Origin of the sequence: Actinoplanes sp. DH11 (genome assembly GCF_020873875.1) — a bacterium.
Lineage (GTDB): Bacteria > Actinomycetota > Actinomycetes > Mycobacteriales > Micromonosporaceae > Actinoplanes.
The window spans coordinates 378811-400328 of the sequence record NZ_JAHWGU010000003.1; the positions used below are offsets into that span (position 1 = coordinate 378811).

Consider the following 21518-nt stretch of genomic DNA (forward strand, 5'->3'; position numbering starts at 1 on the left):
GGATGTGCGGGCGACTGCCGGGTGGGCCGGACGTGGCCGCTCAGGCGGCGGTCCGCTCAGGCGGTGGCGGGCCGCTCAGGCGGTGGCGGTCCGCTCAGCGGGGGCGATCCGCTCAGGAGATGCCGGCGGGGTCGGCGGTGGACGGGCTGCCGATGCGCAGGTGCAGGTCGGCCGCGCACATCGGCCGGGCGAAGTAGAAGCCCTGTGCGCGCTCGTACCCCAGCCGGGTCAGTCGTGCCACCTGTTCCGGGGTTTCGACGCCCTCGGCCACCGCCTGCAGGCCGAACGCCCGGGCCATCTGGGCGACCGCGTCGGCGATCGCGTCCGGGCCGCCGTCGGGCACGAACGAGCGGTCCAGTTTGATCTGGTCCACCGGGGCGCCGGCGAGCAGGCTGAGCGTGGACGCGCCGGTGCCGAAGTCGTCCAGGGACAGGCGTACGCCCATCTCGCGCAGCAGGCGCAGGTTCTCACCGGTCGCCCCGCCGCCGACCGCGACCGACTCGGTGATCTCCACGGTGAGCCGGTGGGCGGGCAGGCCGCTGTCACGCAGGGCCGCCGCCACGACGTCCGGGAAGCCGGTCTCGCGCAGCTGGCGGGCCGACACGTTCACCGACACGGTCAGCTCAACGGGCCAGGTCGCCGCCTCCCGGGTGGCGTCGCGCAGCACCCAGGTGCCGAGCGGCACGATCAGGCCGCTCTGCTCGGCGGTGTCGATGAAGGCGCCCGGGCCGAGCAGCCCCTCGGTGGGGTGCTGCCAGCGGACCAGTGCCTCGGCGCCGGTGATCCGGCCATCCGGCAGGGTCACCACCGGCTGGAAGAACGTGACGAGCTGGTTCTCCAGGATCGCCGTGTGCAGGGCGGCAGCGCGCCGCCGGCGTTCGGCGCCGCGGGCCTCCATGCCCGGCCGGTACCGCTCGTAGCCGCCCTCGCCGCGCTCCTTCGCCTCGTACATCGCGATGTCGGCCTGCCGCAGCAGGTCGCCGGGGTCGTCGCCGCCGCGTCCGTCGACGACGCCGAAGCTGGCCCGGACGGTCATCGGCTCGCCGTCGATCACGGCCGGCTCGAGCAGGGCCGCCGCGATCCGGGTCAGCACCTGGTCCACGTCGGCGCCGGTGGCGGTGTCGAACAGGATCGCGAACTCGTCGCCGCCGAGCCGCGCGACCGTGTCGGTGGGCCGGACGCTGTTCCGCATCCGCTCGGCCACGTGCACCAGCAGCGCATCGCCGGTGGCGTGCCCGAGGGTGTCGTTGACGGTCTTGAAGTCGTCCAGGTCGACGAGCACGACGCTGACCGGCGTGCCCGGGCCGTCGCCGGTCACCGCGGCGGCCACCCGTTTGCCGAACAGCGCCCGGTTCGCCAGCCCGGTCAGCATGTCGTGGCTGGCCTCGTAGCTGAGCCGGTCCTGCACCTCGCGGGTTTCGGTGATGTCCCGGGCGTTGCTGACGATGCCGTCGACGCTCGGCTCACCGGTCAGGTTCGCGCTCGTCACCTCGAGCCAGCGGTACGTGCCGTCGGCGTGTCGCAGGCGCATCTGGTACGTCGCCGTGTTGCCGGGTGCCGCGGCCACCGCCGCCATCCGCTCGGTCACCGCGGCCCGGTCGTCGGGGTGTGTCCGCGCCACCAGGCCGGTGCCGATCAGGTCGTCCTCGTGCGTGCCGAGGATGGTGCGCGTGGCCGGGCTGACATAGGTCAGCATGCCGCCGGGGCCGGCGATGGTGACCATGTCGGTGGAGTTCTGCACCAGCAGGCGGAACCGCTTCTCCTGTACGCCGATCCGGGCCAGCAGCGCGTCGTTCTGCCGGAACGCGATCAACTGGCGGATCACCACGATCGCGGTCAGCGTGACGGCGACGGCGTCGATCAGGATGCCGTTCGCGGTGCCCCGGACGTTGTGGTAGATCACCATGGTGTCGACGGCCGCAACGGCCGCGTACGGCATCATGCTCCAACCACGAGGCGTACGCCGCCGCCGGTCACCGATCGCAGTGTCCACCACCTGGATCCGGGCACCGATCGCCGCCGCGTAGGCGGCCACCGGCAGCACCAGCACGAGCAGGTCGCCGTGCGGCTGGTGCGGGTGCAGGAAGTTGATCGCCGAGCCCAGCCCGCCGATCAGCGCTGACGCGCCGATCCAGTAGAGGCCGTGCCGGGCGAAGGAGTCGACCCCGGCGAGCACGACCTTGGCGGCCAGGTAGACGCCGTTGAGGCCGGCGCCCATGATCACGATGGCGGACAGCACCCCGGCGACGGTGACCCGGCCACCGGCGAACTGCGCGGACGCGACGAAGTGCCAGATCATCAGGCCGGCGGCCGCCGACAGGGTGCCCAGGTCCAGCCAGACCCCGACCTTGCGGGCCCGGCCCCGGGCGCTGAACGGCAGGCCGACCAGCGGCCAGGTGAGCACGGCGCCGCCGACGACGTGCAGGGCCACGGAGGCCACCAGCGACCAGTCGCCCGCGCCCAGCCCGGACAGGACGCGCAGCCCGGCGACGCCCGCGAACAGGACGATGCCGATCTCCACCGTACGCCAGTAGCGGCGCACCACCGGCGCCGACGCCGGGTCGGCCTGCACCCGGCGGCACAGCAGCAGGGTGGGTACCAGGACCGCGATCATCAGCAGCCAGTTGACCGGCGCCGGCCACAGCGGGCCGGTGTGCTCCTGCACCAGAAACGCCGCGACATCGACAATCGTCAGAGCCGTGACGGCCTGGAACGCCCGGTCAGCGAAGATCGGCGGACCGCCTGGCGTGTCGGGCACGCCCTACCATCGACGCCGGTCCGGCCCAGTTGAGCCCCGGGGCCGCGCCGATCTCACCACCAGTAGTTGTCCTGCGGCCGGTAGGGGCTCTCCAGTGCGGCGATCTCGTCCTCGGTGAGTTCGAGCGCCAGCGCGGCCACGGCGTCCTGCAGATGGTTCGGCTTGGTGGCTCCGACGATCGGGCAGGGCGCGGCCGGCTCATCCAGCGCGGCGGTATCCCGTGGCCCGGCCGGCTCGGGCGGGCCGCCCCACTCCCGGAGGCCGGCCGGCTCTTCCACTGTGCCCGTAACCGTGGTTACAGTAGCTCCGTGGAAGAGGTGGAGCGGACCGGGCGGTGGGTGCTGCTGTCCTACCGGATCCCGCGCGAGCCGTCACAGCCGCGGATCGCGGTGTGGCGCAAACTGGAACGTCTCGGCGTGGCCCGCCTCGGCGACGGCCTGATCGCGCTGCCCGCCGACGACCGCACCCGCGAGCACCTGGACTGGCTCGCCGAGGAGGTCGTCGACAACGGTGGCTCCGCGACGCTCTGGATCGCCAGCCCCGGCGACACCGCGCAGGAACAGGGCGTCATCGCGGCGATGCGGGCCGCCCGCGCCGCCGAGTACCTGTCGATCATCGACGAGGCCCGGGCCCGACCCGCTGACAAGACCGAGCGCACCCGCATCGTGCGGCGCCTGCGCGGTGAGCTGCGCCGCATCAACGAACGCGACTACTTTCCGCCGCCCGAACGCGAGGCCGCGCGGCTCGCGGTGCAGGACCTCGCCGCCCGGGCCGTCCCCGACGTGCGGGAACCGGCATGAGGTGGGCGACGCGGGCCGGCGTCCACATCGACCGGGCGGCCTGTGCCTGGCTGATCCGCCGGCACGTCGACACCGACGCGACGTTCCTGTTCGTCGGCGACCGGGCGCAGGTGCCCGACGACGCCACCCCGTTCGACATGCGCGGCGTCGCACTCGGCCACCACGGCGGCGACTGCTCGTTCGAGACGATCCTGCGCCGGTACGAGCTGCACGACCCGGTGCTGTGGAAGATCGCCGAGATCGTGCACGAGGCCGACCTCGCCGACGAGCGCTACGACGCCCCCGAGGGCCCGGGCCTGGACGTGATCCTGCGCGGCCTCTCGATGATCTGCGACGACGAGCAGGTCCTGGCGCTGACCGGCCCCCTCTTCGACGGCCTCTACGAATATCAGCGCCGCGCGGTGCTGCTGAACCGCACGCCCGGCTGAGCCGTCCGCCCGAGCACCCGTCCGGCCCGAGCACCCGTCCGGCCCGAGCACCTGGAGAGACGCACGTGCCCACCATCGAACCCGACAGCCAGACCGCCGGCGTGCCGGTCGGTGACGTCGTACCCTTCCGGCAGGCCGTGCGGGCCTGGTTCAGCATCTCGCTGCAGACCTTCGGCGGGCCGGCCGGGCAGATCGCCGTCATGCAGCGCCACCTCGTCGACGAGCGCCGCTGGATCGGCCAGCGCCGGTTCCTGCACGCGCTGAACTACTGCATGCTCCTGCCGGGGCCGGAAGCCCAGCAACTCGCCATCTACGTCGGCTGGCTGCTCAACGGCATCCGCGGCGGACTCGTCGCCGGCACCCTGTTCGTGCTGCCCGGCCTGGTGGCGCTGCTCGTGCTCTCGGCCGTCTACGTCGGGTTCGGCGACACCACCGTCGTGACCGCCCTGTTCGCCGGTCTCGCGCCGGCCGTGGTCGCGATCGTCGCGCAGGCGGTGTGGCGGGTCGCCGGGCGGGCGCTGTCCAGCCGTACCCTCGTCGCCTTCGCCGTCGTGGCGTTCCTCGCCCTCGCCGTCTTCGCCGTCCCGTTCCCGATCGTGGTGGCGCTCGCGGCGGTGGCCGGGTGGTCGCTGCACCGGTGGCGGCCCGCTCTCGTCGAATCCGCCGGCGGGCACGGCGCGGCGAAGGACGGCGCCGAACCGCTGATCTCCGACGACGCGCTGCACCACGAACGGCCCTCCGGCCGGCGGGCCGCCACGATCCTGGGCGTCGGTCTCGCCGCCTGGTTCCTGCCGGTCGCCGTGTTCGCCGTGCTCACCGGGCCGGACAGTGTCTACACCCAGCAGGGGCTGTTCTTCTCCGGCACCGCCGTGGTCACCTTCGGCGGCGCCTACGCGGTCCTCGCGTTCGTCGCCCAGCGTGCCGTCGAGCACTACGCGTGGCTGTCGGCCGGCGACATGGTCCGCGGGCTCGCGCTCGCCGAGTCCACCCCCGGTCCGCTGATCATGGTGGTGCAGTTCGTCGCGTTCCTCGGCGCCTTCCACAACCCGGGCAGCCTCGACCCCTGGGTGGCCGGCGTCGTCGCGTCGCTGCTCACCACCTGGGTCACCTTCGTGCCGTGCTTCCTGTTCATCCTGCTCGGCGCCCCCTACGTCGAACGGCTGCGCGGCAACCATGCTTTGTCCGCCGCGCTGACCGGCATCACCGCGGCCGTCGTCGGCGTCATCGCCAACCTCGGCCTCTACTTCGCCGTGCACACCCTGTTCGGCACGGTGCGCGAGGTGACGGCGGGACCGGTGCACATGACCCTGCCGGAACTGGGGTCCGCGCGGCCCGTACCCCTGGTCATCGCCGTCATCGCGGCCGCCCTGATCTTCTGGCGGTCCTGGCCGGTGCTGCGGGTGCTCGGCGTCTGCGCCCTCCTCGGCCTGGTCGCCGGGCTCGCCGGCCTGCCCGGCGTGTGACAGACACGCCGAACCCCGGCTGAGACGCCGCAGGTCGGTGGATTCGCCGGCGCTGACCCGGGTACCCGGCCCGCATGATGCAGCGTGCGATATGGCAGGGACTGGTCGCCGGGGCGGCCGGGGTCGCGGTGATGACGGTAGGGGAGAAGATCGAGCAGCGGCTGACCGGGCGACCGGACTCGTACGTGCCGGCGCGGGTCCTGCAACGCCTCACCGGGATGCGGGAGCACCCCCGGGAGCAGCCGGCGGCGGTCAACTGGGCCATGCACGCCGGCCAGGGGATGCTGCTCGGTGTGCTGCGCTCGGTCATGGCGCACGCCGGGCTGCGGGGCCCGTGGTCCTCGGCGAAGTTCGCCGTGGTCCGGCTGACCAACGACCAGATCCTGGAGAACCTCACCGGGGTCGGCGCCCCGCCGCAGACCTGGCCCCGCGCGGAGCTGGCGGTGGACCTGTTGCACAAGGGCGTGTACGCCGCCGTCACCGGCGTGGTCGCCGACGCCCTCGCCGCGCGTTCCGGTCCGGGGCCGGGCCAGGTGCACGCGGCGATGCGCCCTGGACGCCGCTCCGGTGTCGGCCCGCTGCCCCGCCGTTTCACCCACAGCCGCCCGCACCGGTGACGGCGGGCGGAACGTTCAGGCGTCCGGCGGCGTTTCCGGAGGGGCGGGCAGGCGGACGCAAACCATGGTGCTGGACGGCTGGTTCTCGGTGAGCCGGATCGTGCCGCCGTGCAGGGAGACGATGGTCCGGGCGAGGCTGAGCCCCAGGCCGCTGCCGGTGATGCCCTGGTGGCGGACGTTGTTGCCGCGGAAGAACCGGTCGAAGACGCGGTCGTGTTCGTCGTGCGGGGTACCGATGCCGGTGTCGCTGATGCACAACTCGGCCATGTCGGCGTCGCGAGTGACGCGGATGTGCACGTCACCGCCGAGCAAGCTGTACTTGACGGCGTTGGACAGCAGATCGTCGACGACCTGCCGCAGCCGATGCGGGTCCCCCTCGAGCCGGACGTCCGCGCTCAGGTCGGTGTGCAGGCGCACCCCGCTGCCGGCGGCCTGATGGCGGGCCGCCGCGACGCCTGCGGCGACGAGTTCGCCGAGGTCGAGGCGGCTGGTGCTCAGGGTGACGTGGCCGGAATCCAGGCCGGCGAGGTCGAGCAGGGCGCCGACGATCTTCTCCAGCGCCGCGGTGTTGCGCGCGATGGCATGGACCATCTGCTGATGCTCGCCGTCGAGGGTGTGCGCGTCGTCGGCGAGCATGGTGGCGTTGGCGGTGATCGCGGCCAGCGGGGTGCGCATCTCGTGGCCGACGAGATCGAGGAAGTCGTCCTGGGCGCGGGTGAGCTGCCGGGCCAGTTCCTCGGCGCGGCGCAGCGTGACGTAGACGGCGATCTGCGCGGCGACGCCGTCGAGCAGCACGGTGAGCAGGTCGTGGTGCTGTTCCCGGGTGCCGGCGTAACAGGTGAGCACCCCCAGCAGGGTGCCGCCGTCGCGGACCGGGACGGCCAGGACGCTGTGGATGCCGCGGCGGGTGCAGGCCCGTACCCGTTCCTTCTCGTACGGGGATCGCAGTTCAGCACTGTTGCCGATGTCCGGCACCCACAACGCCTGCTCGGTCTGCCAGACCCGGCCGGTGATGCCGTAGCCGCGCCGGGGGAGGTGCCCGAAGAAGTCGTCCGCCACCTCCCGCCCGTCGTCGCCGTCCGCGGCCCAGTGGCCGACCGGCCGCAGGTCGCCGGTGACTTCGTCGAGGAGGAACAGTTCGGCGCACGGCCAGGCGAGAGTGGTGCCGACCACTTCCAGGACGCCGGGCGTCGCCTCGGCCATCGTCGCCGCCGCCGACAGTTTCTGCTGCACGGCCAGATGGCAGGCGCGGAACCGCTCGGCGCGCCGCATCTCGGTGAGTTCGTGCGCGACGGCCACCGCGCCGAGCAGCCGCCCGTCCTCGGCGACGACGGGCCGGGCGGTGGTGGCGAAGGTCCGGGTCTGATCACCGGGCATGGCGGCGAGTACGTCCTCGGCCTCGACGTGCTCGCCCCGGTACGCCCGCATCAGCGGCGTCTGCTGCCAGGAAAGCGGCTGCCCGGCGGCGTCGTGCAGGACACCGTCGATCGACTCGGGGTAGTCCGTGGGCAGCGGCCCGGTGGCAGGCAGGCGCTGGAAGTCGCGGAGCACCTGGTTCATGACCACCACCTGGCCCGCGTCGTCGCAGGCGATGACCCCCACGGCGAGGGCGTCCAGCAGCGCGGCCAGGAAACTGCCGTGGCGGACCGCCAGGTCGCGCGCGGCGGCCTGCTCGGACACGTCGGTGAGGAACACGCAGGCCAGGGCGCCGGCGGTGCCCCGAACCACCGACAGCGACGCGGTGACGGTCAGCCGGTGGCCGGCCCGGTGCCGCACCGTGATCTCGCGGAGCAGCTGCCGCTCCGGCGCTGCGGTGAACAGCCGGTCGAGCGCCGCGCCGATCGGCTGTTCGTCGTAGTGCGGCAGCAGGCTGTGGTCCAGGTGCCGGCCGCACACCTCGTCGGCGGTGAACCCGAGCAGTTCCTCGGCGGCCCGGTTGTAGCCGGCGACCACGCCGTCCGGTTTCACCGCGAGGAAGGCCTCCTGCGCGCTGTCGAGCAGGTCCTCGGTGTCAAGCGTGCCGATTTCCGGGGTGCTGTCCCGGGCGTCCGGCGGTCGCAGCACCTCGGCGATCTCGACGAGCGCGGCGACGTCGTCGTCGGTCCACTGCCGGGTCTCGGTCCCCAGCACGGTCAGGGAGCCGACCGGGCGGTCCCGGGAGTCGCGGACCGGCACACCCAGGAACGCCCGTACCCCGTACTCGGTCGCCAGCGGGTGATCACGTAGCTGGCCGGTGTCGTCGGTGAGCATGTCACCGACGAACACCGGATGGTCCTGGCTGACGATGTACTTGCACACCGAGTACGCGAGCGGCGCCCGGCCCTGCGCGGTCAGCGATTCGGGGAGGCGGTGCACACCGACGAAGTGCTCCTCCTCGTCGCCGACCAGGGTCACCGCCGCCATCGGCGCGTGCAGCAGCTTCGCCGCCAGCCCGGCCATCGCGTCGAGCGGTATGGGCAGGGCCGGCAGCACCCGGCGGGCCCGGTGCACCGCGGCCAGGCGTTCGGTGTCACCGATGACGCTGTCGTCGAGCATGACCATGATCGTCCAGATTCGTCGAACGGCCCCGGTCCCCGCGGGCTCAGCGCCCCGTATTACCTTTTTGCGGAATTTCAATCCCGCCCCCGTGTCCCTCGTCCGGCGTAACCGCTCCACCGCGGCGCGCCTGGGCGGCGCCCGGCTCCGGCCGGTGGCCCGGCGAACCACAACCTGCCGCGATGAGGGTGGCCGTCGCATACCCCCTGGGGGTATAAAGGAGGTGAGTTCACGTCCCAGGAGGCTGTCATGAATCCCGACCACGGGCATCACCACGAAACCCTCACGGCGACCGGGCGGACGTCGTGGCGCACGGCGGCGCAGGCGACCCTGCACTGCCTGACGGGCTGCGCGATCGGCGAGGTGCTGGGCATGGTCATCGGTACCGCGCTGGGCTGGTCCGCCTGGCCGACCGTGATCCTGGCGGTCGCCCTGGCATTCGTGTTCGGCTACGCCCTGACCATGCGTGGCGTGCTCCGCGCGGGAGTCGGTCTCCGCGCGGCGCTGATGGTGGCGCTGGCCGCCGACACCGTCTCGATCACGGTGATGGAGATCCTGGACAACGCCGTGATGCTGGCGGTGCCGGGCGCGATGGAAGCCGGCCTGAGCAGCTGGGTGTTCTGGGCGTCGCTGGCGTTCGCGCTGGCCGTCGCGTTCGTGCTGACCACCCCGGTCAACCGGTGGCTGATCTCCCGCGGCAAGGGCCACGCCGTGATCCACCGTTACCACCACGCCCACTGACGCTGAGGTGGGTCGCGCGGCGTTGTTGATCTGCCAGCGATGCGAAATCGCGGTGATCAAGGCATGATCACCGCGATTCCGTGGCGCTGGCAGATCAACATCTCGGCATGGACGGCGTGTCCGGGCCGGTAAGACGGCGCGGGCGGGGCAGTGCCGGTCAGCTGCCGTTGATGGACCAGTGCCAGGGCTCCGACGGCAGGTTCACGAAACCGTACTTGCCGGCATTGGCGGCCATCCACTTGAACGCCGCGCTCTTGCGGGTGTTGATGGTGCTGCCGCCGGAGCTCACGTCGACGGCCAGGCCGAGTTCGTGCAGCGAGCGGCCGGGGATCGCGGTGGGCACCCGGCACGACGACGACGGGGCGGTCCACACGTCGGGGCAGCCGTTCACGGTACGCAGGCGGATCTGCTGCTCCTTGGTGCGGAACCCGCCGCCGGACAGCTTGATACCGGCCTTGGCGGCGTCGTCGATCATGCGCTGGAACGAGTACGCGACGACCTTGTTGACGGTGACGCCGTACACCTGGGTGGTCCGGTCCGTGGTGAAGTTGGCGCGCTGCTGAACGACCACCTGGTCGCTGAGGGCCGACGCCTTCGCCGCCAGCGCCGCCCGGTCCGCCGGCCACGCCTTGATCGCGATCTCGGCGTTGCGGACCGCCTTCGCCGCCGTCTGGTAGGTCGCGGTCGCACTGGTCAGCTGCTTCACCGTGGCGGTGTGTGCCGCCCGGGCCGCCTTGAGGGCCGTGGTGGCCCGCTGTGCGGTGGTCGCGCGCGCCTTCAGGGTGGCCTGCGCCGAGGTGAGGGCCTTGGTGGCCTTGGCGACGCGGCTCTTGCTGTACGGCCGGTGCTTCTTCGCCGCGGTCAGCGCCATCTTCGCCGCCGTCACCGCCGTCGCGGCGGCCGCGTGCTTCGCGTGGGTGGTGCGGACCGTGGCGGTCTCCCGGTTCACCACGGCCACCGCGGCGGTCTCGGCCGTGCGGGCCGCGGCCAGGGTGCTGGCGTGGGTCTTCGCGGTGACGCGCAGGGCGGGCAGCTGGGTGCCGAGCCGCGTCAGGTGGATGTCGCGGCCCAGCTTGAGGCGCATGGTCTCGGCCCAGGTCGTGCCGGCCGACGCGGCGATCGACGCGTCGGGTGCGGCCGGCGCCGGCGCGGCCTGTGCCGGCACGGCGCCGGCCAGGACGAGCATCAGCGCCGGTGCGACCACGGCGGTGGCACGACGTGCGGCCGTACGAGAAAAGCCCTTGACCATTCCGGTTCCTCCCCAATTTCCGGACACGGATCAGCCGTATCGGCGGCATCCGCCCGGAGCTTGAGAAAACCGGTGAAACAATTTTTGTACGCGTCTGAGCAGGGCTTATCGCAATTTCATGTGCCGGTGTTCATTGCGGTTCCACGATGGTTGCAATGCGGTTGGCACTATTCCGTTCCGCAGCCGGTCAGCTGTTCTGCTTGTCCTCGGCGAGGGTGTGCGCGACAAGGGCGTTGGCGTGGCCGTGCCCGAGGCCGTGCTCGGTCTTGAGCCAGGTGACCAACTCGCCGTGCCGGGTCAGCGGCGACGAGCGGATCAGTTGCTGCCAGTGCGCGATCGGCTGGCCGTACTTCTTCTCGATCGAGGGGAAGTAGCTGGCCGGGCCCTTCACCGGTTCGGACATGTCGATCTCCTTCAGGTCGGTCGATTCCGACCATCAGACCAGCCGGGTGCGCCGGAGTCATCGGTGGCTCGCGTCACATCGGTGTGTGTCCGGGACCGCTACCGCTCGATCCGGGAGATCCGCCGCCGCCCGGTGCGGGAAGATCGCCCGGTCCCGTCCGGATGATCACTCGAGGAGTACGCCCATGGCGGTCCAGCCCGCGGCGCAGCGTGCGCTGATCGCGGCCGTGCAGGTGCTCGGCCTGGCGGTGTGGTTCTCCGCCTCCGCCGTGGTGCCGGCGCTGCGCGAGTCGTGGCAGATCAGCGCGACCGCCTCGGTCTGGCTGACCGCGTCCGTCCAGTTGGGGTTCGTGGCCGGCGCGGTCACCTCGACCGCGCTGAACCTGGCCGACCGGGTGCGGGCGCATCTGCTGATGGCGGGGTGCGCCGCGCTGGCGGCCGCGTGCACGGCCGTTTTCGCCCTGCTGGCGGACGGGCTGGCCGCAGCCGTACCGTTGCGTTTCCTCACCGGCGTCTTCCTGGCCGGTGTCTATCCCGTGGGCATGAAGCTGACCGGGTCCTGGGCGCCGCCCGCCGGCCGGGGTCTCGCGTTCGGCGTCATGATCGGCGCACTGACCCTCGGCTCGGCCCTGCCGCACCTGATCAGCGGCCTCGGCGACCTGCCGTGGCGCGGCGTGATGGGCGCCGCCGCCGGGTGCGCGGCGCTCGGCGCGCTGCTGGCCGCGGCACTGGTCCGGGAGGGGCCGCAGTTCGGCTCCGGCGTGCCGCCGCGGCCGCACCCCCGGTACGCGCTGACGATGTTCCGCGAGCGCGGGCCGCGACTGGTGAACCTGGGCTATTTCGGTCACATGTGGGAGCTGTACGCGCTGTGGACGTGGCTGCCCAGCTTCCTGATCGCGGGCACCGCCGCCCGGACCGGCCGTGCCGACGCTACCGTCAGCCTGCTGGTGTTCCTGTCCGCCGGCATCGCCGGCGTGGTCGGTTGCGTGGCCGGCGGGTGGGCCGCGGACCGGTTCGGCAGATCACCCGCCGCCGTCACCGCGCTCGCGGTCAGCGGCGCCTGCTGCCTGATCTCGCCGCTGGTCTTCACCGCCGCGCCGGCCGTGGTCGTCGTGCTCGCCGCGGTGTGGGGCGCCGCCGTCGTCGCCGACTCCGGCGTGTTCTCCACCGCCCTGAGCGAGGTGGCCGACACGCGGTACGTCGGCACCGCCCTCACCGCGCAGACGGCCATCGGTTTCGCCCTGACCGTCGTCACGATCCAGCTGGTGCCCGTCGTGGCCGCCGCGGCCGGCTGGCGATGGGCGTTCTGGCTGCTCGTCCCGGGGCCGCTGGTGGGCGCGGCGGCGATGCGGGCGTTCGGCCGCCGCACCGTGCCCGCCTGAGCGGCGACCGGTCAGGCCGCGACGGATCAGCCTGCGACCGGTCAGGCCGCGACCGATCGGGCCGCGACCCGTCAGGCCTGGCCGGCGCGTCAGGCCTGGCCGGCGCGCTGGGCGCCGGTCACGGCGGAGGCGCCGAGGTCCGGCTTGGGCAGCGCCTCACCGGCGGCGACGGCCGCGGACCAGGTGGCGGTGTCGGCGACCGCGGCGAAGTTCGAGTTGAACAGGGCCATCAGCGTGGTGTGCACGGTCTTGGCGTCGACGAAGCCGGCCTCGTTGGCGATGTTGATCGCGCCGGTGGCGTCGGCGAGCACTTCGGCGGCCAGGCCGTGCGTCTCGGCCTCGGCGGCGGAGGCGAGGACGCAGTTGTTGGTCATATACCCGACGAACGTGACCGTGTCGATGCCGCGGTCCCGCAGCCAGGAGACGAGGTCGGTGCCGGCGAACACGGTGCCGTACTGCTTGACGACCTGCTTCCACGCGTCCGTGCGGCGGGCGGCGACCTCCGGGTGCAGCTGGTAGCCGGGCAGGGTGGGGTTGAACAGCGGGGCGTCGTCGCCCATCGTGTGCTGCACCGCGACGACCGGGATGCCCGCGGCGGTGGCGGCGTCGATCGCGCGCGTGATCTGCGGCAGCGAGTCCGCGTGCGGCGGGTACTGGATCTCCAGCGGGCCACCGAAGTAGTCCTGCTGCACGTCGATGACGACGAGGGCACGGTTCGGGCTGGTCATGATCGGTTCTCCTTGGTTCGGCGGTGTCGTCCCTGCCGGGCGACGTATCGAGTCTGCGGGCCCGGACGGCTGCCGGCCATTGGCACGAGTGCGGCGTTACGATGAAATCGTGCCAACCTCCGACGGCGGCCTGCGCATCGCCGTCCACGCCTTCGACGGCATCACGATGTTCCATCTGTCGGTGCCGCAGCTCGTCTTCGACGAGGTGGCGCGGCAGGGACTCGGCAACTGGACGACGGTGCTCTTCGCCGACCGGGCCGGCTCCGTCCGTACCGCTGAGGGTTATCCGATCGGCGGCATCCGGGGACCCGCGGCCGCCGAGGAGGCCGACATCGTGGTCGTGCCCTCCTGGTTCGAGGACGGCCGCGCCGCCGGTCCGGCGCTCCGGCGCACCCTGACGCGGGCACACGGCCGCGGTGCGACGATCGCCGGGCTGTGCCTCGGTGCGGTCGCCGTCGCCGACGCGGGCCTGCTGTCGCGGCGCACCGCGGTGACCCACTGGCAGGCCGTCGACATGCTCGCCGCCCGGCACCCCGACGTCGACCTGGACGCCTCGGTGCTCTACATCGACCACGGTGACGTGCTGACCTCCGCCGGCACCGCCTCCGCGCTCGACGCGTGCCTGCACCTGGTCCGGGCCCGGCTCGGCGCCGCGGCGGCCAACCGGGTGGCCCGCAGCCTCGTGGTGGCGCCGCACCGCGACGGCGGGCAGGCCCAGTTCATCGAACGGCCGCTGCCGCCGCGACCGGCGGGCGACCCGATCGCGGCGGTGCTGGAGTGGGCGTTGCGGCATCTGGCGGAGCCGTTGCCGGTGGAGCGGCTGGCCGGCGTCGCGCACCTGAGCCGGCGCACGTTCATCCGGGCGTTCCAGGCGTCCACCGGCGTCACCCCGGCGGTCTGGGTCCGGCGTCAGCGCCTGGACGAGGCCCGCCGCCTGCTGGAGTCGACGGACCTGCCGATCGACCAGGTCGCTGCGGCGTGCGGGTTCGGCAGCACGGTCACGCTGCGGCAGAGCTTCGCCGCGGCGTTCCACACCGCACCGTCGGAGTACCGCCGGCGGTTCGATGCCCGCAGCCGGGTCGGACGGCACCGGTCCGGACAGGGCCCGCCGGTCCCCGCGATGATCCCGTCCGGCCCCCCGGCGTGACAGTGCCGCCCGGCTCGTTGCGGTGGTACATGCCGCGAGGGGTGACCGCGGTCAACGGACCGGACCGCGGAACGTGGCGCGGTAGAGGCTGGGTGTGCAGCCGACCTGCCGCCCGAAATGGTGCCGCAGGGTCTCGGTGGAGCCGAAGCCGGTGGTCCGGGCGATCCGGTCCACGGTGAGGTCGGTGGTCTCGAGCAGTTCCCGGACTCGCTGGATGCGCCGGCCGAGGAGCCATTGCATGGGCGTGGCCCCGGTGTGGGCGCGGAATCGCCGGGCCAGATTGCGGGGGCTCATCGCCGCGCGGGCGGCGATGTCGGCGACGGTCAACGGCGTCTCGAGACGCTCCTGGATCCACTGGAGTGTCGGAACCAGGTCGCCCGCGTCGCCGGCTGTGGGGCGGTGGTCGATGAACTGCGCCTGGCCGCCCGCCCGCTGCGGTGCCATGACGATCATCCGGCCGGTGGTGGCCGCCACCGCGGCGCCGTGGTCGCGGCGCACCAGGTGCAGGCACAGGTCGAGCCCGGCGGCGACACCGGCGGAGGTGAGGACCGTGCCTTCGTCGACGAAGAGGACTGACGGATCCACCTCGATCCGGGGATGCCCGGTGGCGAGGCGGCCGGCGAGCTGCCAGTGCGTGGTCGCCCGGCGGCCGTCGAGCAGGCCGGCGGCGGCGAGGACGAAGGCGCCGGTGCAGATCGACGCGATGCGGGCGCCACGGGCCGCGGCCTCGCGGAGCAGGCGTACGGCTCGCGGATGTGGCGCCCGATCCGGATCGGCACCGGGCACGATCACCGTGTCGGCGTCGAGAATGTCGTCCCAGCCGTGCGGCGAGGAGATCTGGAAGGGCTGCTGCTCGCACGCGGTGGTCGTGACGGACCGGTCGGCGCAGACCCGGATCTCGTAGGCGGGCGTGCCGTCGGCGAACCGGGCTGCGGCGAACACCTGGCACGGAATGGTCAGGTCGAAGGCGACGACGCCGTCGAGGGCGAGAATCGCGATCCTGCGCATGTGGCCGGATCTTACGGGTCGGCGGCGGTCGTGCCGGTGTCCGGCGGGGCGTGCCAGGCGGAACACTCGGGGCATGACTTCGGTAAGGATTCAGACAGTCCTGTACGACGGCGCGGAGGAGCAGGATTTCACCGGGCCGGTGGCCGTGTTCGGGATTGTCGAGGACATCGCGCACTCCTATGTCACCGCCGAGGGTGCGCGCACCGTGACCACCAACTCGGGCATCGAGATGATCGTGCGTGGCGCCTGGTCGCCGGGGGACGCCGACGTGATCGTGGTGCCCGGCGGCGGCTACGGGGACGGCTCGGGAGTGAGCGAGCAGATCCGCCGGCGCACCCTGCCCGACGCGCTCGCCGGCGCACGCCGGCCCGGCCTGGTCGTCGCGTCGGTGTGCACCGGGACGCTGCTGCTCGCCGCCGCCGGGCTCACCACCGGACGGCCCTGCACCACCCATCACGTCGCCCTGGACGACCTGCGGGCGATGGGTGGCGAGGCCGTCCCTGGCCGCGTGGTCGACGACGGCGACCTGGTCACCTCGGGCGGTGTGACGTCCGGGCTCGACCTCGGCCTGTGGCTCGTCGAGCGGTTCTTCGGTCCCGACGCTGCCCTGCAGGCCGAAATGGTGCTCGAGTACGAACGGCGCGGCACCGTCCGCCGCACGACCCGGTCGCAGGCACCCGTCCACCCGGCGCCGGACCCGCGGTGACGGATCAGCGGCGGCCGTGACGGCGGGGAGACGGGCGCGTGACGCCGGTGTGCGTACGGAGATGTTGATCTGCTAGCGCTACGAAATCGCTGTGATCAAGGGGTCAAAACCGCGATCTCGCACCGCTAGCAGATCAACAACGCCACACGGACCGACCGCGGCCATGACCGTGAGGAGCCGCGGGCAAGAAACACCACGCCGCACTCATCCGCCGCGCGTTGACGTCCCGCACGCTGTACTTCCGCACTCAATCCACACCGGCAGAAACCGGAGAAAAGCCGTCACCGGGCCGGCGCTGTCCGCCGCCTGTATGTCGACGCCCACCGGCCGACCCCGCACGGGGGGGCGGCCCGCCAAGCCTACCGGGCCGCTTGCGGTGAGCGGGTCGAGGAGCCCCCGCTGACGGCGCCCGTGGAAGCGGCGCCCGGGGAAGCGGCGCGCGAAATAGCGGCGCCCGGGGAGGCGGCGCCCGAAGAGACGGCGGCGCGGAAGAGGGGCAGCGCGTCGCCGACCCGGGCCGTCTCCTGCTTGTACGGCGTGTCCGACAGCACGAAGTGACTGATCCCCAACTGGGCGTAGCGCCGCAGCGCCGCCGCCACGTCACCGGCCGAACCCACCAGCCAGGTCGTGCCGGCGCCGCCACCGCCGTATCGGCCGGGTGCCGTCCAGAGGCAGCTGTCCAGGACCTCGCCGCGGGCGGCCAGGTCGAGCAGCCGCTGCTGGCCGACCGCGGGCCCGTGCTGCCGGTCGAATCCTCGGGGCGGCAGCGCCTCCGAGCCCAGGGCCGCGACCTTGGCCTCCGCGTCCCGCCACGCCTGCTCGGTGGTGTCCCGGACGACCGTGGTGATCCGCAGGCCGAACTCCAGTGGCGGCAGGTCCCGGTCGAGGGTGGCGCTGAGCGCGCGCAGCCGGGCGACGCGCTCGGCGATGCCGTCCAGCGGCTCACCCCAGAACAGCTGGACGTCGGCCTGGGCCGCGGCCACCCGTTCCGCGGCGGCGGAGGCACCGCCGAAGTAGAGGCGCGGGCCGGTGCCGTGCGGGCGCAGGGCCACCGTGGATCCGGTGACACCGTAGTACTCGCCGGCGTAGGTGACGTTCTCCTCGGTCCACAACCGGCGCACCAGGCGGAGGAACTCGGCCGTCCGGGCGTACCGCTGCTTCTGGTCGCCCTCAGTGTCGCCGTAGGCGGCGACATTGTCCCGGCCGCTCACGATGTTGATCAGGAGGCGTCCGCCGCTGAGGTGGTCGAGGGTGGCGGCCGCGGCGGCGAAATGGGCGGGCTGCCAGTAGCCGGGCCGGATCGCGGCGAGCGGCCGGAACGTCGTGGTCCGCGCCGCGATCGCGGTGGCCACGGTGAACGTGTCCGGCCGGCCCCAGCCGGTGCCGATCAGCGCGCCCGCCCAGCCGTGCCGTTCGGCGGTGAGCGCCAGGTCGGTCGAGTGTTCGAGGCTGCCGTACCCGGTCACGGCGTCGTCGCCGCGGTGCCCCGGGTCGACGGTGTTGGGGATGTACCAGAGGAACGTCACCGGGGTCCCCCGGTAAGGGCCAGGCGGCCGGCGGGCCGGGGCAGTCCGTAGTGGTCGCGCAGCGTGCGGCCGGTGTACTCGGTGCGGAACAGGCCGCGTTCCTGCAGGATCGGCACGACCTTCGCCGCGAACGCCTCGATGCCCGAGGGCAGTACCGCGGGCATGATGTTGAAGCCGTCCGCCGCGCCGGTGGTGAAGTACTCCTCGATGGTATCGGCGACCTGCACGGCCGTACCCGTGAAGGTCCGGTGCCCGCGCCCGCCGCCCAGCCTGCCGATGAGCTGGCGGACCGTCAGGTTGTCGCGTCGCGCCCAGTCCACGATCAGCGTGCGTCGGCTCTTCGCGCCCTCGATCTCGTCTTCGGAGGGCAGGTCCGGCGGCAGGGGCCGGTCCAGGTCAAGGGCTTCCGGCGGTACGCGCAGCGTCTGCGCGAGGGTGGCGAGGGCGTACTGCGGGGCGATCAGCCGTTCCAGTTCGGCGTCGAGTTCGCGGGCCTCGGCCTCGGTGTCGCCGATGATCGGCACGATGCCGGGCAGGATCACCACGTGGTCGGGGTCGCGCCCGGCCGCCGCGGCCCGGCGTTTCAGGTCGGCGTAGAACGCCCGGCTCTCGGCCAGGGTCGGCTGCGCGGTGAAGACCGCCTCGGCCCACTTCGCCGCGAACTCCTTGCCGTCCTCGGAGGAACCGGCCTGCACCAGCAGCGGCCACGCCTGCGGGGAGCGCGGCAGGTTGAGCGGCCCGTCCACCCGGAACCAGTCGCCGCGGTGGTCGATGGCGCGGAACCAGTCGCCGCGGTGGTCGATGGCGCGGACCCGGTCGGCGACGGCGTGCACCCCGGCGTGCTTGTCGGCCACGATCGCGTCGTCGGCCCAGCTGTCCCAGAGTTTGGTGGCGACGTCCAGGAACTCGTCGGCCCGCCGGTACCGGTCGGCGTGCAGCGGCTGGTCGTCGAGACCGAAGTTGCGGGCGGCCGCGTCACCGGCGGTGGTGACGACGTTCCAACCGGCCCGCCCGCCGGACAGGTGGTCGAGGGAGGCGAACCGGCGGGCCAGGTTGAACGGCTCGTTGTACGAGGTCGACGCGGTCGCGATCAGCCCGATCCGGCTGGTGCTGCCGATCAGCGCGGCCAGCAGCAGAGTCGGTTCCAGCTTGCCGGAGGGCCGGCGCCCCGGGTCGGACCAGAGCACCGGGCTGTCGGCGAGGAACACCGAGTCGAACCGGGCGTCCTCGGCGATCCGGGCCAGGCGCTGATGGGCTTCGAGCGAGAGATTGGCGTACGGGTCCGACTCCGGCAACCGCCAGGAGGCCTCGTGGTGTCCCGTGTCGTGCAGGAACAGGTTCAGATGCAGTTGCCGGGTCATGACGCCTCCACACCGAGTTGATCCAGGAGATGCGCGCGCAGGTCGGCGAACGCGGGGGAGTTCCGGGAGCGGTCCGGCAGGTCCACCGGGACGTCCGTGCGGACCACCCCGCCGTCCAGCAGGATCACCCGGTCGGCCAGCACGATCGCCTCGTCGACGTCGTGGGTGACCAGGAGCACCGCCGGCCGATGTGCCTCGCACAGCTTGCGCAGCAGCGTGTGCATCCGGATCCGGGTCAGCGCGTCCAGGGCGCCGAACGGCTCGTCGGCCAGCAGCAGCCGCGGTTCCCGGACCAGGGACCGGGCCAGCGCGGCGCGCTGCTGTTCACCGCCGGACAGCTGGTACGGCCACGCCTGCTCCCGGCCGGCCAGGCCCACCTCGGCCAGCGCCTGCCGGCCACGCCGGTCCGCGTCGCCGCCGCGCAGCCCGAACGTGACGTTGCCGAGGATCCGCTTCCAGGGCAGCAGCCGGGAGTCCTGGAACACCACGGAGACGCTGTCCGGCACCGCGATCCGGCCGCTGCCTTTGACGTCGCGGTCGAGCCCGGCCAGGGCCCGCAGCAGGGTGCTCTTGCCGGTGCCGGAGCGGCCGATCAGGGCCACGAACTCGCCGGCCGCGATGTCGAGGTCGAGGCCGTTGAGCACCCCGCCGTTCGCGCTGAAACTGCGGTGCAGGTCGCGGACGCGTACCGCGGGGGTCGAGGTCAGTCCTCCAGCGTGCGCCGCCATGCGAGCACCTTCCTTCCGATGAGCCGGACCGCGCTGTCGGCGCAGTAGCCGAAGACGCCGTAGATGACCAGGCCGACCACGATGACGTCGGTCTGCCCGTACTGCTCGGCGAGGGTGATCATGTGGCCGATGCCGGCTGTCGCGTTGTACTGCTCGACGACCACGAGGCCCAGCAGCGACGAGGTGACGGCGAACCGCATGCCGAGCAGGAAGCCGGGCAGCGCCCCGGGCAGCACGATGTGCCGGACGAACTCGGTGCGTCCGATGCCGATGGTCTCGGCCAGTTCGGCGTACCGGCCGTCGATGCCGCGCAGCCCGTTGTGCGTGTGCACGTAGATCGGCACCAGGCTGATCAGGGCGATGGTCAGCACCTTCATCTCCTGGCCGATGCCGAACCAGGCGATGAACAGCGGGATCAGCGCGAGCGTCGGGACCGACCGTTTGATCTGGATCGGGCCGTCGATCAGGGACTCGCCGATCCGGGACAGCCCGGACACGACGGCGAGCACGCTGCCGGTGACCACGCCGAGGGTGAGGCCGAGGACGGCCCGCTGCAGGGAGGCGAGGATGTTGCCGAGCAGGTCGTTGCCGGTCCACTGTTCGCGGGCGGCCACCGCGACGTCCCAGGGCGCGGAGAGGATCGCCGGTTTCAGCAGGCCGGTGGCCGAGCCCAGCGACCAGACGGTCAGCACCAGGAGCGGGCCGATCCAGAAGGCGCCGGGGATGCGCCTGCCGGGGCCGAGGCGCCGGCGGACGACCCGGACGTCCTCGATGGGTGCGGTGGCCACGGCGGGCGGCTGGACGGTGGTGGTCATGCGGCATCACCGGTGACCACCTGGGCGCCTGCCGCGTCGGCCTGCACCTTCTCGAAGCGCCGGTCGACGAGCGTGGTGACGTCGAGCTTGTCGTGGCCCTGTTCGACGGCGAGCAGGTCGGCCGTCTCCTGGAGCCGGGTGATGGCGTTGTCCCAGGTCGCCGGGATGCCCCGGATGCCGGCCAGTGCGACGACGGCCCGGGCGTCGGCCTCGTTGAGCCCCTGCACCTGCTGGTAGTACGCCTTCGCGTACTCCTCGGGGTGCTCGTTCTGCCAGAGCAGGGCCTTGGTCCGGGTGGCGACGTAGACCTTGAGCGCGGCGGCCTTGTCGGCGTCCTCGACGGCCGTGGTGAGGCAGTAGATCGTGGAGGCGTCGTCGCGGATGCCGGTGCCGACGGCCGTGGCGCCCGGGTATTTCGTCTGGTAGAGCTTCACCTGGTACGCCGCGATCGGGGCCACGTCGACGGTCTTGCTGCCGAGCGCGGTCACGTACGAGTCGCCGGTGCTGGTCAGCTCGACCAGGGTCACGTCGTCCCGGCTGAGCCCGGCCGCTTTGAGGACCCGCAGCACGAGCGCGCCCTGTGCCTGCCCGGCGCTGTAGGCGATCTTCTTGCCGCGCAGGTCGGCCGGCGACGTGACGCTGGTGCCGGGCGCGACGCCGAGCTGATAGATCGGGTACGTCAGCGGGTCGACGGTGACCGACTGGAAGATGATTTTCGTGGCGGTGCCGGTCCACGCCGCGAACAGCGACGGGATGTCGGCGACGGCGCTGCAGTCCAGCTTGTCGGCGCGGAACGCCTGGATGCTCTGCGGGCCGCCGCTGATGTTGGCCCAGGCGACCTCGATGCCGGCGCCGGTCAGTTCCTTGTCGAGCCCGGAGGCCTTCGCGACGGCTTCGAAGGCCGGGTCGCCGATGCGGAGCACGGTACCGCTGGGGACGCTCTCGGGCAGCGCGGCGGTCAGTTCCAGGGCCGGACCGGCCTCCTCGGCCGAACAGGCGGCGGTGGTGGTGAGCAGGGCGGCTGCCAGCGCGGCGGCTATTGCTGCACGTGGATGTCTGAGCATGGTCTCTCTTCTCCGTTCACGGGGAACGACCAGGGAAGAACCGGCCATAACTCATACTAT

General features: G+C 72.6%; 20 protein-coding genes. 8 read left to right on the plus strand and 12 right to left on the minus strand.

What is annotated here, in order from left to right:
- Nucleotides 1–112: 112 nt before the first annotated feature.
- Together LPA41_RS06805 and LPA41_RS06810 are read right to left on the minus strand one after the other, a co-directional pair.
- Entirely contained in the window at nt 113–2758 is a 2646-nt protein-coding gene (locus tag LPA41_RS06805; RefSeq protein ID WP_229069070.1) for an EAL domain-containing protein, read from the minus strand.
- Between the two features lie 53 nt (nt 2759–2811).
- Nucleotides 2812–3036: a hypothetical protein gene (locus LPA41_RS06810; RefSeq protein WP_229069071.1), complete on the minus strand. Its 225-nt coding sequence runs from the start codon at nt 3034–3036 to the stop codon at nt 2812–2814.
- Between the two features lie 30 nt (nt 3037–3066).
- Between LPA41_RS06810 and LPA41_RS06815 the strand changes: the two genes are divergently transcribed.
- The 4 genes from LPA41_RS06815 (at nt 3067) to LPA41_RS06830 (ending at nt 6066) form a co-directional block, all read left to right on the plus strand.
- Complete coding sequence (locus LPA41_RS06815; RefSeq protein ID WP_229069072.1) at nt 3067–3558, plus strand: Chromate resistance protein ChrB; 492 nt, start codon at nt 3067–3069, stop codon at nt 3556–3558.
- Entirely contained in the window at nt 3555–3986 is a 432-nt protein-coding gene (locus tag LPA41_RS06820) for a chromate resistance protein ChrB domain-containing protein (RefSeq protein WP_229069073.1), read from the plus strand. Before LPA41_RS06815 ends, LPA41_RS06820 begins: the two co-directional genes overlap by 4 nt.
- A 65-nt stretch (nt 3987–4051) precedes the next feature.
- On the plus strand, nt 4052–5449 hold the full coding sequence (gene chrA, locus LPA41_RS06825) for a chromate efflux transporter (RefSeq protein WP_229069074.1): 1398 nt from the start codon (nt 4052–4054) through the stop codon (nt 5447–5449).
- A gap of 74 nt (nt 5450–5523) precedes the next feature.
- Entirely contained in the window at nt 5524–6066 is a 543-nt protein-coding gene (locus LPA41_RS06830) for a hypothetical protein (protein WP_229069075.1), read from the plus strand.
- Nucleotides 6067–6081: 15 nt separating this feature from the next.
- Here LPA41_RS06830 and LPA41_RS06835 read toward each other — a convergent pair whose 3' ends face one another.
- Nucleotides 6082–8601, minus strand: coding sequence for an ATP-binding protein (locus tag LPA41_RS06835; protein WP_229069076.1), 2520 nt, complete (start codon nt 8599–8601; stop codon nt 6082–6084).
- 249 nt (nt 8602–8850) lie between these two features.
- On the opposite strand from LPA41_RS06835, the gene LPA41_RS06840 reads away from it, so the two are divergent.
- Nucleotides 8851–9342 (plus strand): DUF4396 domain-containing protein, encoded by a 492-nt coding sequence (locus LPA41_RS06840; RefSeq protein ID WP_229069077.1) that lies wholly within the window; start codon nt 8851–8853, stop codon nt 9340–9342.
- 157 nt (nt 9343–9499) lie between these two features.
- Here the strand turns inward: LPA41_RS06840 and LPA41_RS06845 are convergent, their stop codons facing one another.
- Both LPA41_RS06845 and LPA41_RS06850 read right to left on the minus strand, forming a co-directional pair.
- Nucleotides 9500–10591, minus strand: coding sequence for a M15 family metallopeptidase (locus LPA41_RS06845; RefSeq protein WP_229069078.1), 1092 nt, complete (start codon nt 10589–10591; stop codon nt 9500–9502).
- 187 nt (nt 10592–10778) lie between these two features.
- Complete coding sequence (locus tag LPA41_RS06850) at nt 10779–10994, minus strand: DUF4287 domain-containing protein (RefSeq protein WP_229069079.1); 216 nt, start codon at nt 10992–10994, stop codon at nt 10779–10781.
- Between the two features lie 184 nt (nt 10995–11178).
- On the opposite strand from LPA41_RS06850, the gene LPA41_RS06855 reads away from it, so the two are divergent.
- Nucleotides 11179–12375: an MFS transporter gene (locus LPA41_RS06855; protein ID WP_229069080.1), complete on the plus strand. Its 1197-nt coding sequence runs from the start codon at nt 11179–11181 to the stop codon at nt 12373–12375.
- Between the two features lie 89 nt (nt 12376–12464).
- On the opposite strand, the gene LPA41_RS06860 is transcribed toward LPA41_RS06855, so the two are convergent.
- Nucleotides 12465–13103: an isochorismatase family protein gene (locus LPA41_RS06860; RefSeq protein ID WP_229069081.1), complete on the minus strand. Its 639-nt coding sequence runs from the start codon at nt 13101–13103 to the stop codon at nt 12465–12467.
- A 109-nt stretch (nt 13104–13212) separates the two neighbouring features.
- On the opposite strand from LPA41_RS06860, the gene LPA41_RS06865 reads away from it, so the two are divergent.
- Nucleotides 13213–14250, plus strand: a complete 1038-nt coding sequence (locus LPA41_RS06865) for a GlxA family transcriptional regulator (protein WP_229069082.1) — start codon at nt 13213–13215, stop codon at nt 14248–14250.
- A 51-nt stretch (nt 14251–14301) separates the two neighbouring features.
- Here the strand turns inward: LPA41_RS06865 and LPA41_RS06870 are convergent, their stop codons facing one another.
- On the minus strand, nt 14302–15258 hold the full coding sequence (locus tag LPA41_RS06870; protein ID WP_229069083.1) for a GlxA family transcriptional regulator: 957 nt from the start codon (nt 15256–15258) through the stop codon (nt 14302–14304).
- 73 nt (nt 15259–15331) lie between these two features.
- On the opposite strand from LPA41_RS06870, the gene LPA41_RS06875 reads away from it, so the two are divergent.
- Nucleotides 15332–15964, plus strand: coding sequence for a DJ-1/PfpI family protein (locus tag LPA41_RS06875; RefSeq protein WP_229069084.1), 633 nt, complete (start codon nt 15332–15334; stop codon nt 15962–15964).
- 359 nt (nt 15965–16323) lie between these two features.
- On the opposite strand, the gene LPA41_RS06880 is transcribed toward LPA41_RS06875, so the two are convergent.
- The 5 genes from LPA41_RS06880 to LPA41_RS06900 are packed head-to-tail and all read right to left on the minus strand — an operon-like array spanning nt 16324 to nt 21458.
- Nucleotides 16324–17490 carry an LLM class flavin-dependent oxidoreductase gene (locus LPA41_RS06880; protein WP_229069085.1) on the minus strand — a complete coding sequence of 389 codons (1167 nt, stop codon included), beginning with the start codon at nt 17488–17490 and terminating at the stop codon, nt 16324–16326.
- Nucleotides 17487–18851: an LLM class flavin-dependent oxidoreductase gene (locus LPA41_RS06885; protein ID WP_229069086.1), complete on the minus strand. Its 1365-nt coding sequence runs from the start codon at nt 18849–18851 to the stop codon at nt 17487–17489. The genes LPA41_RS06880 and LPA41_RS06885 overlap by 4 nt, the downstream gene beginning before the upstream one ends.
- Nucleotides 18848–19579: an ABC transporter ATP-binding protein gene (locus tag LPA41_RS06890; RefSeq protein ID WP_229069087.1), complete on the minus strand. Its 732-nt coding sequence runs from the start codon at nt 19577–19579 to the stop codon at nt 18848–18850. Before LPA41_RS06890 ends, LPA41_RS06885 begins: the two co-directional genes overlap by 4 nt.
- A complete protein-coding gene (locus LPA41_RS06895; protein WP_229069088.1) occupies nt 19555–20394 on the minus strand; it encodes an ABC transporter permease in 840 nt (279 codons plus the stop codon). Before LPA41_RS06895 ends, LPA41_RS06890 begins: the two co-directional genes overlap by 25 nt.
- Nucleotides 20391–21458, minus strand: a complete 1068-nt coding sequence (locus tag LPA41_RS06900; protein WP_229069089.1) for an ABC transporter substrate-binding protein — start codon at nt 21456–21458, stop codon at nt 20391–20393. Before LPA41_RS06900 ends, LPA41_RS06895 begins: the two co-directional genes overlap by 4 nt.
- Between the last annotated feature and the right edge of the window lie 60 nt (nt 21459–21518).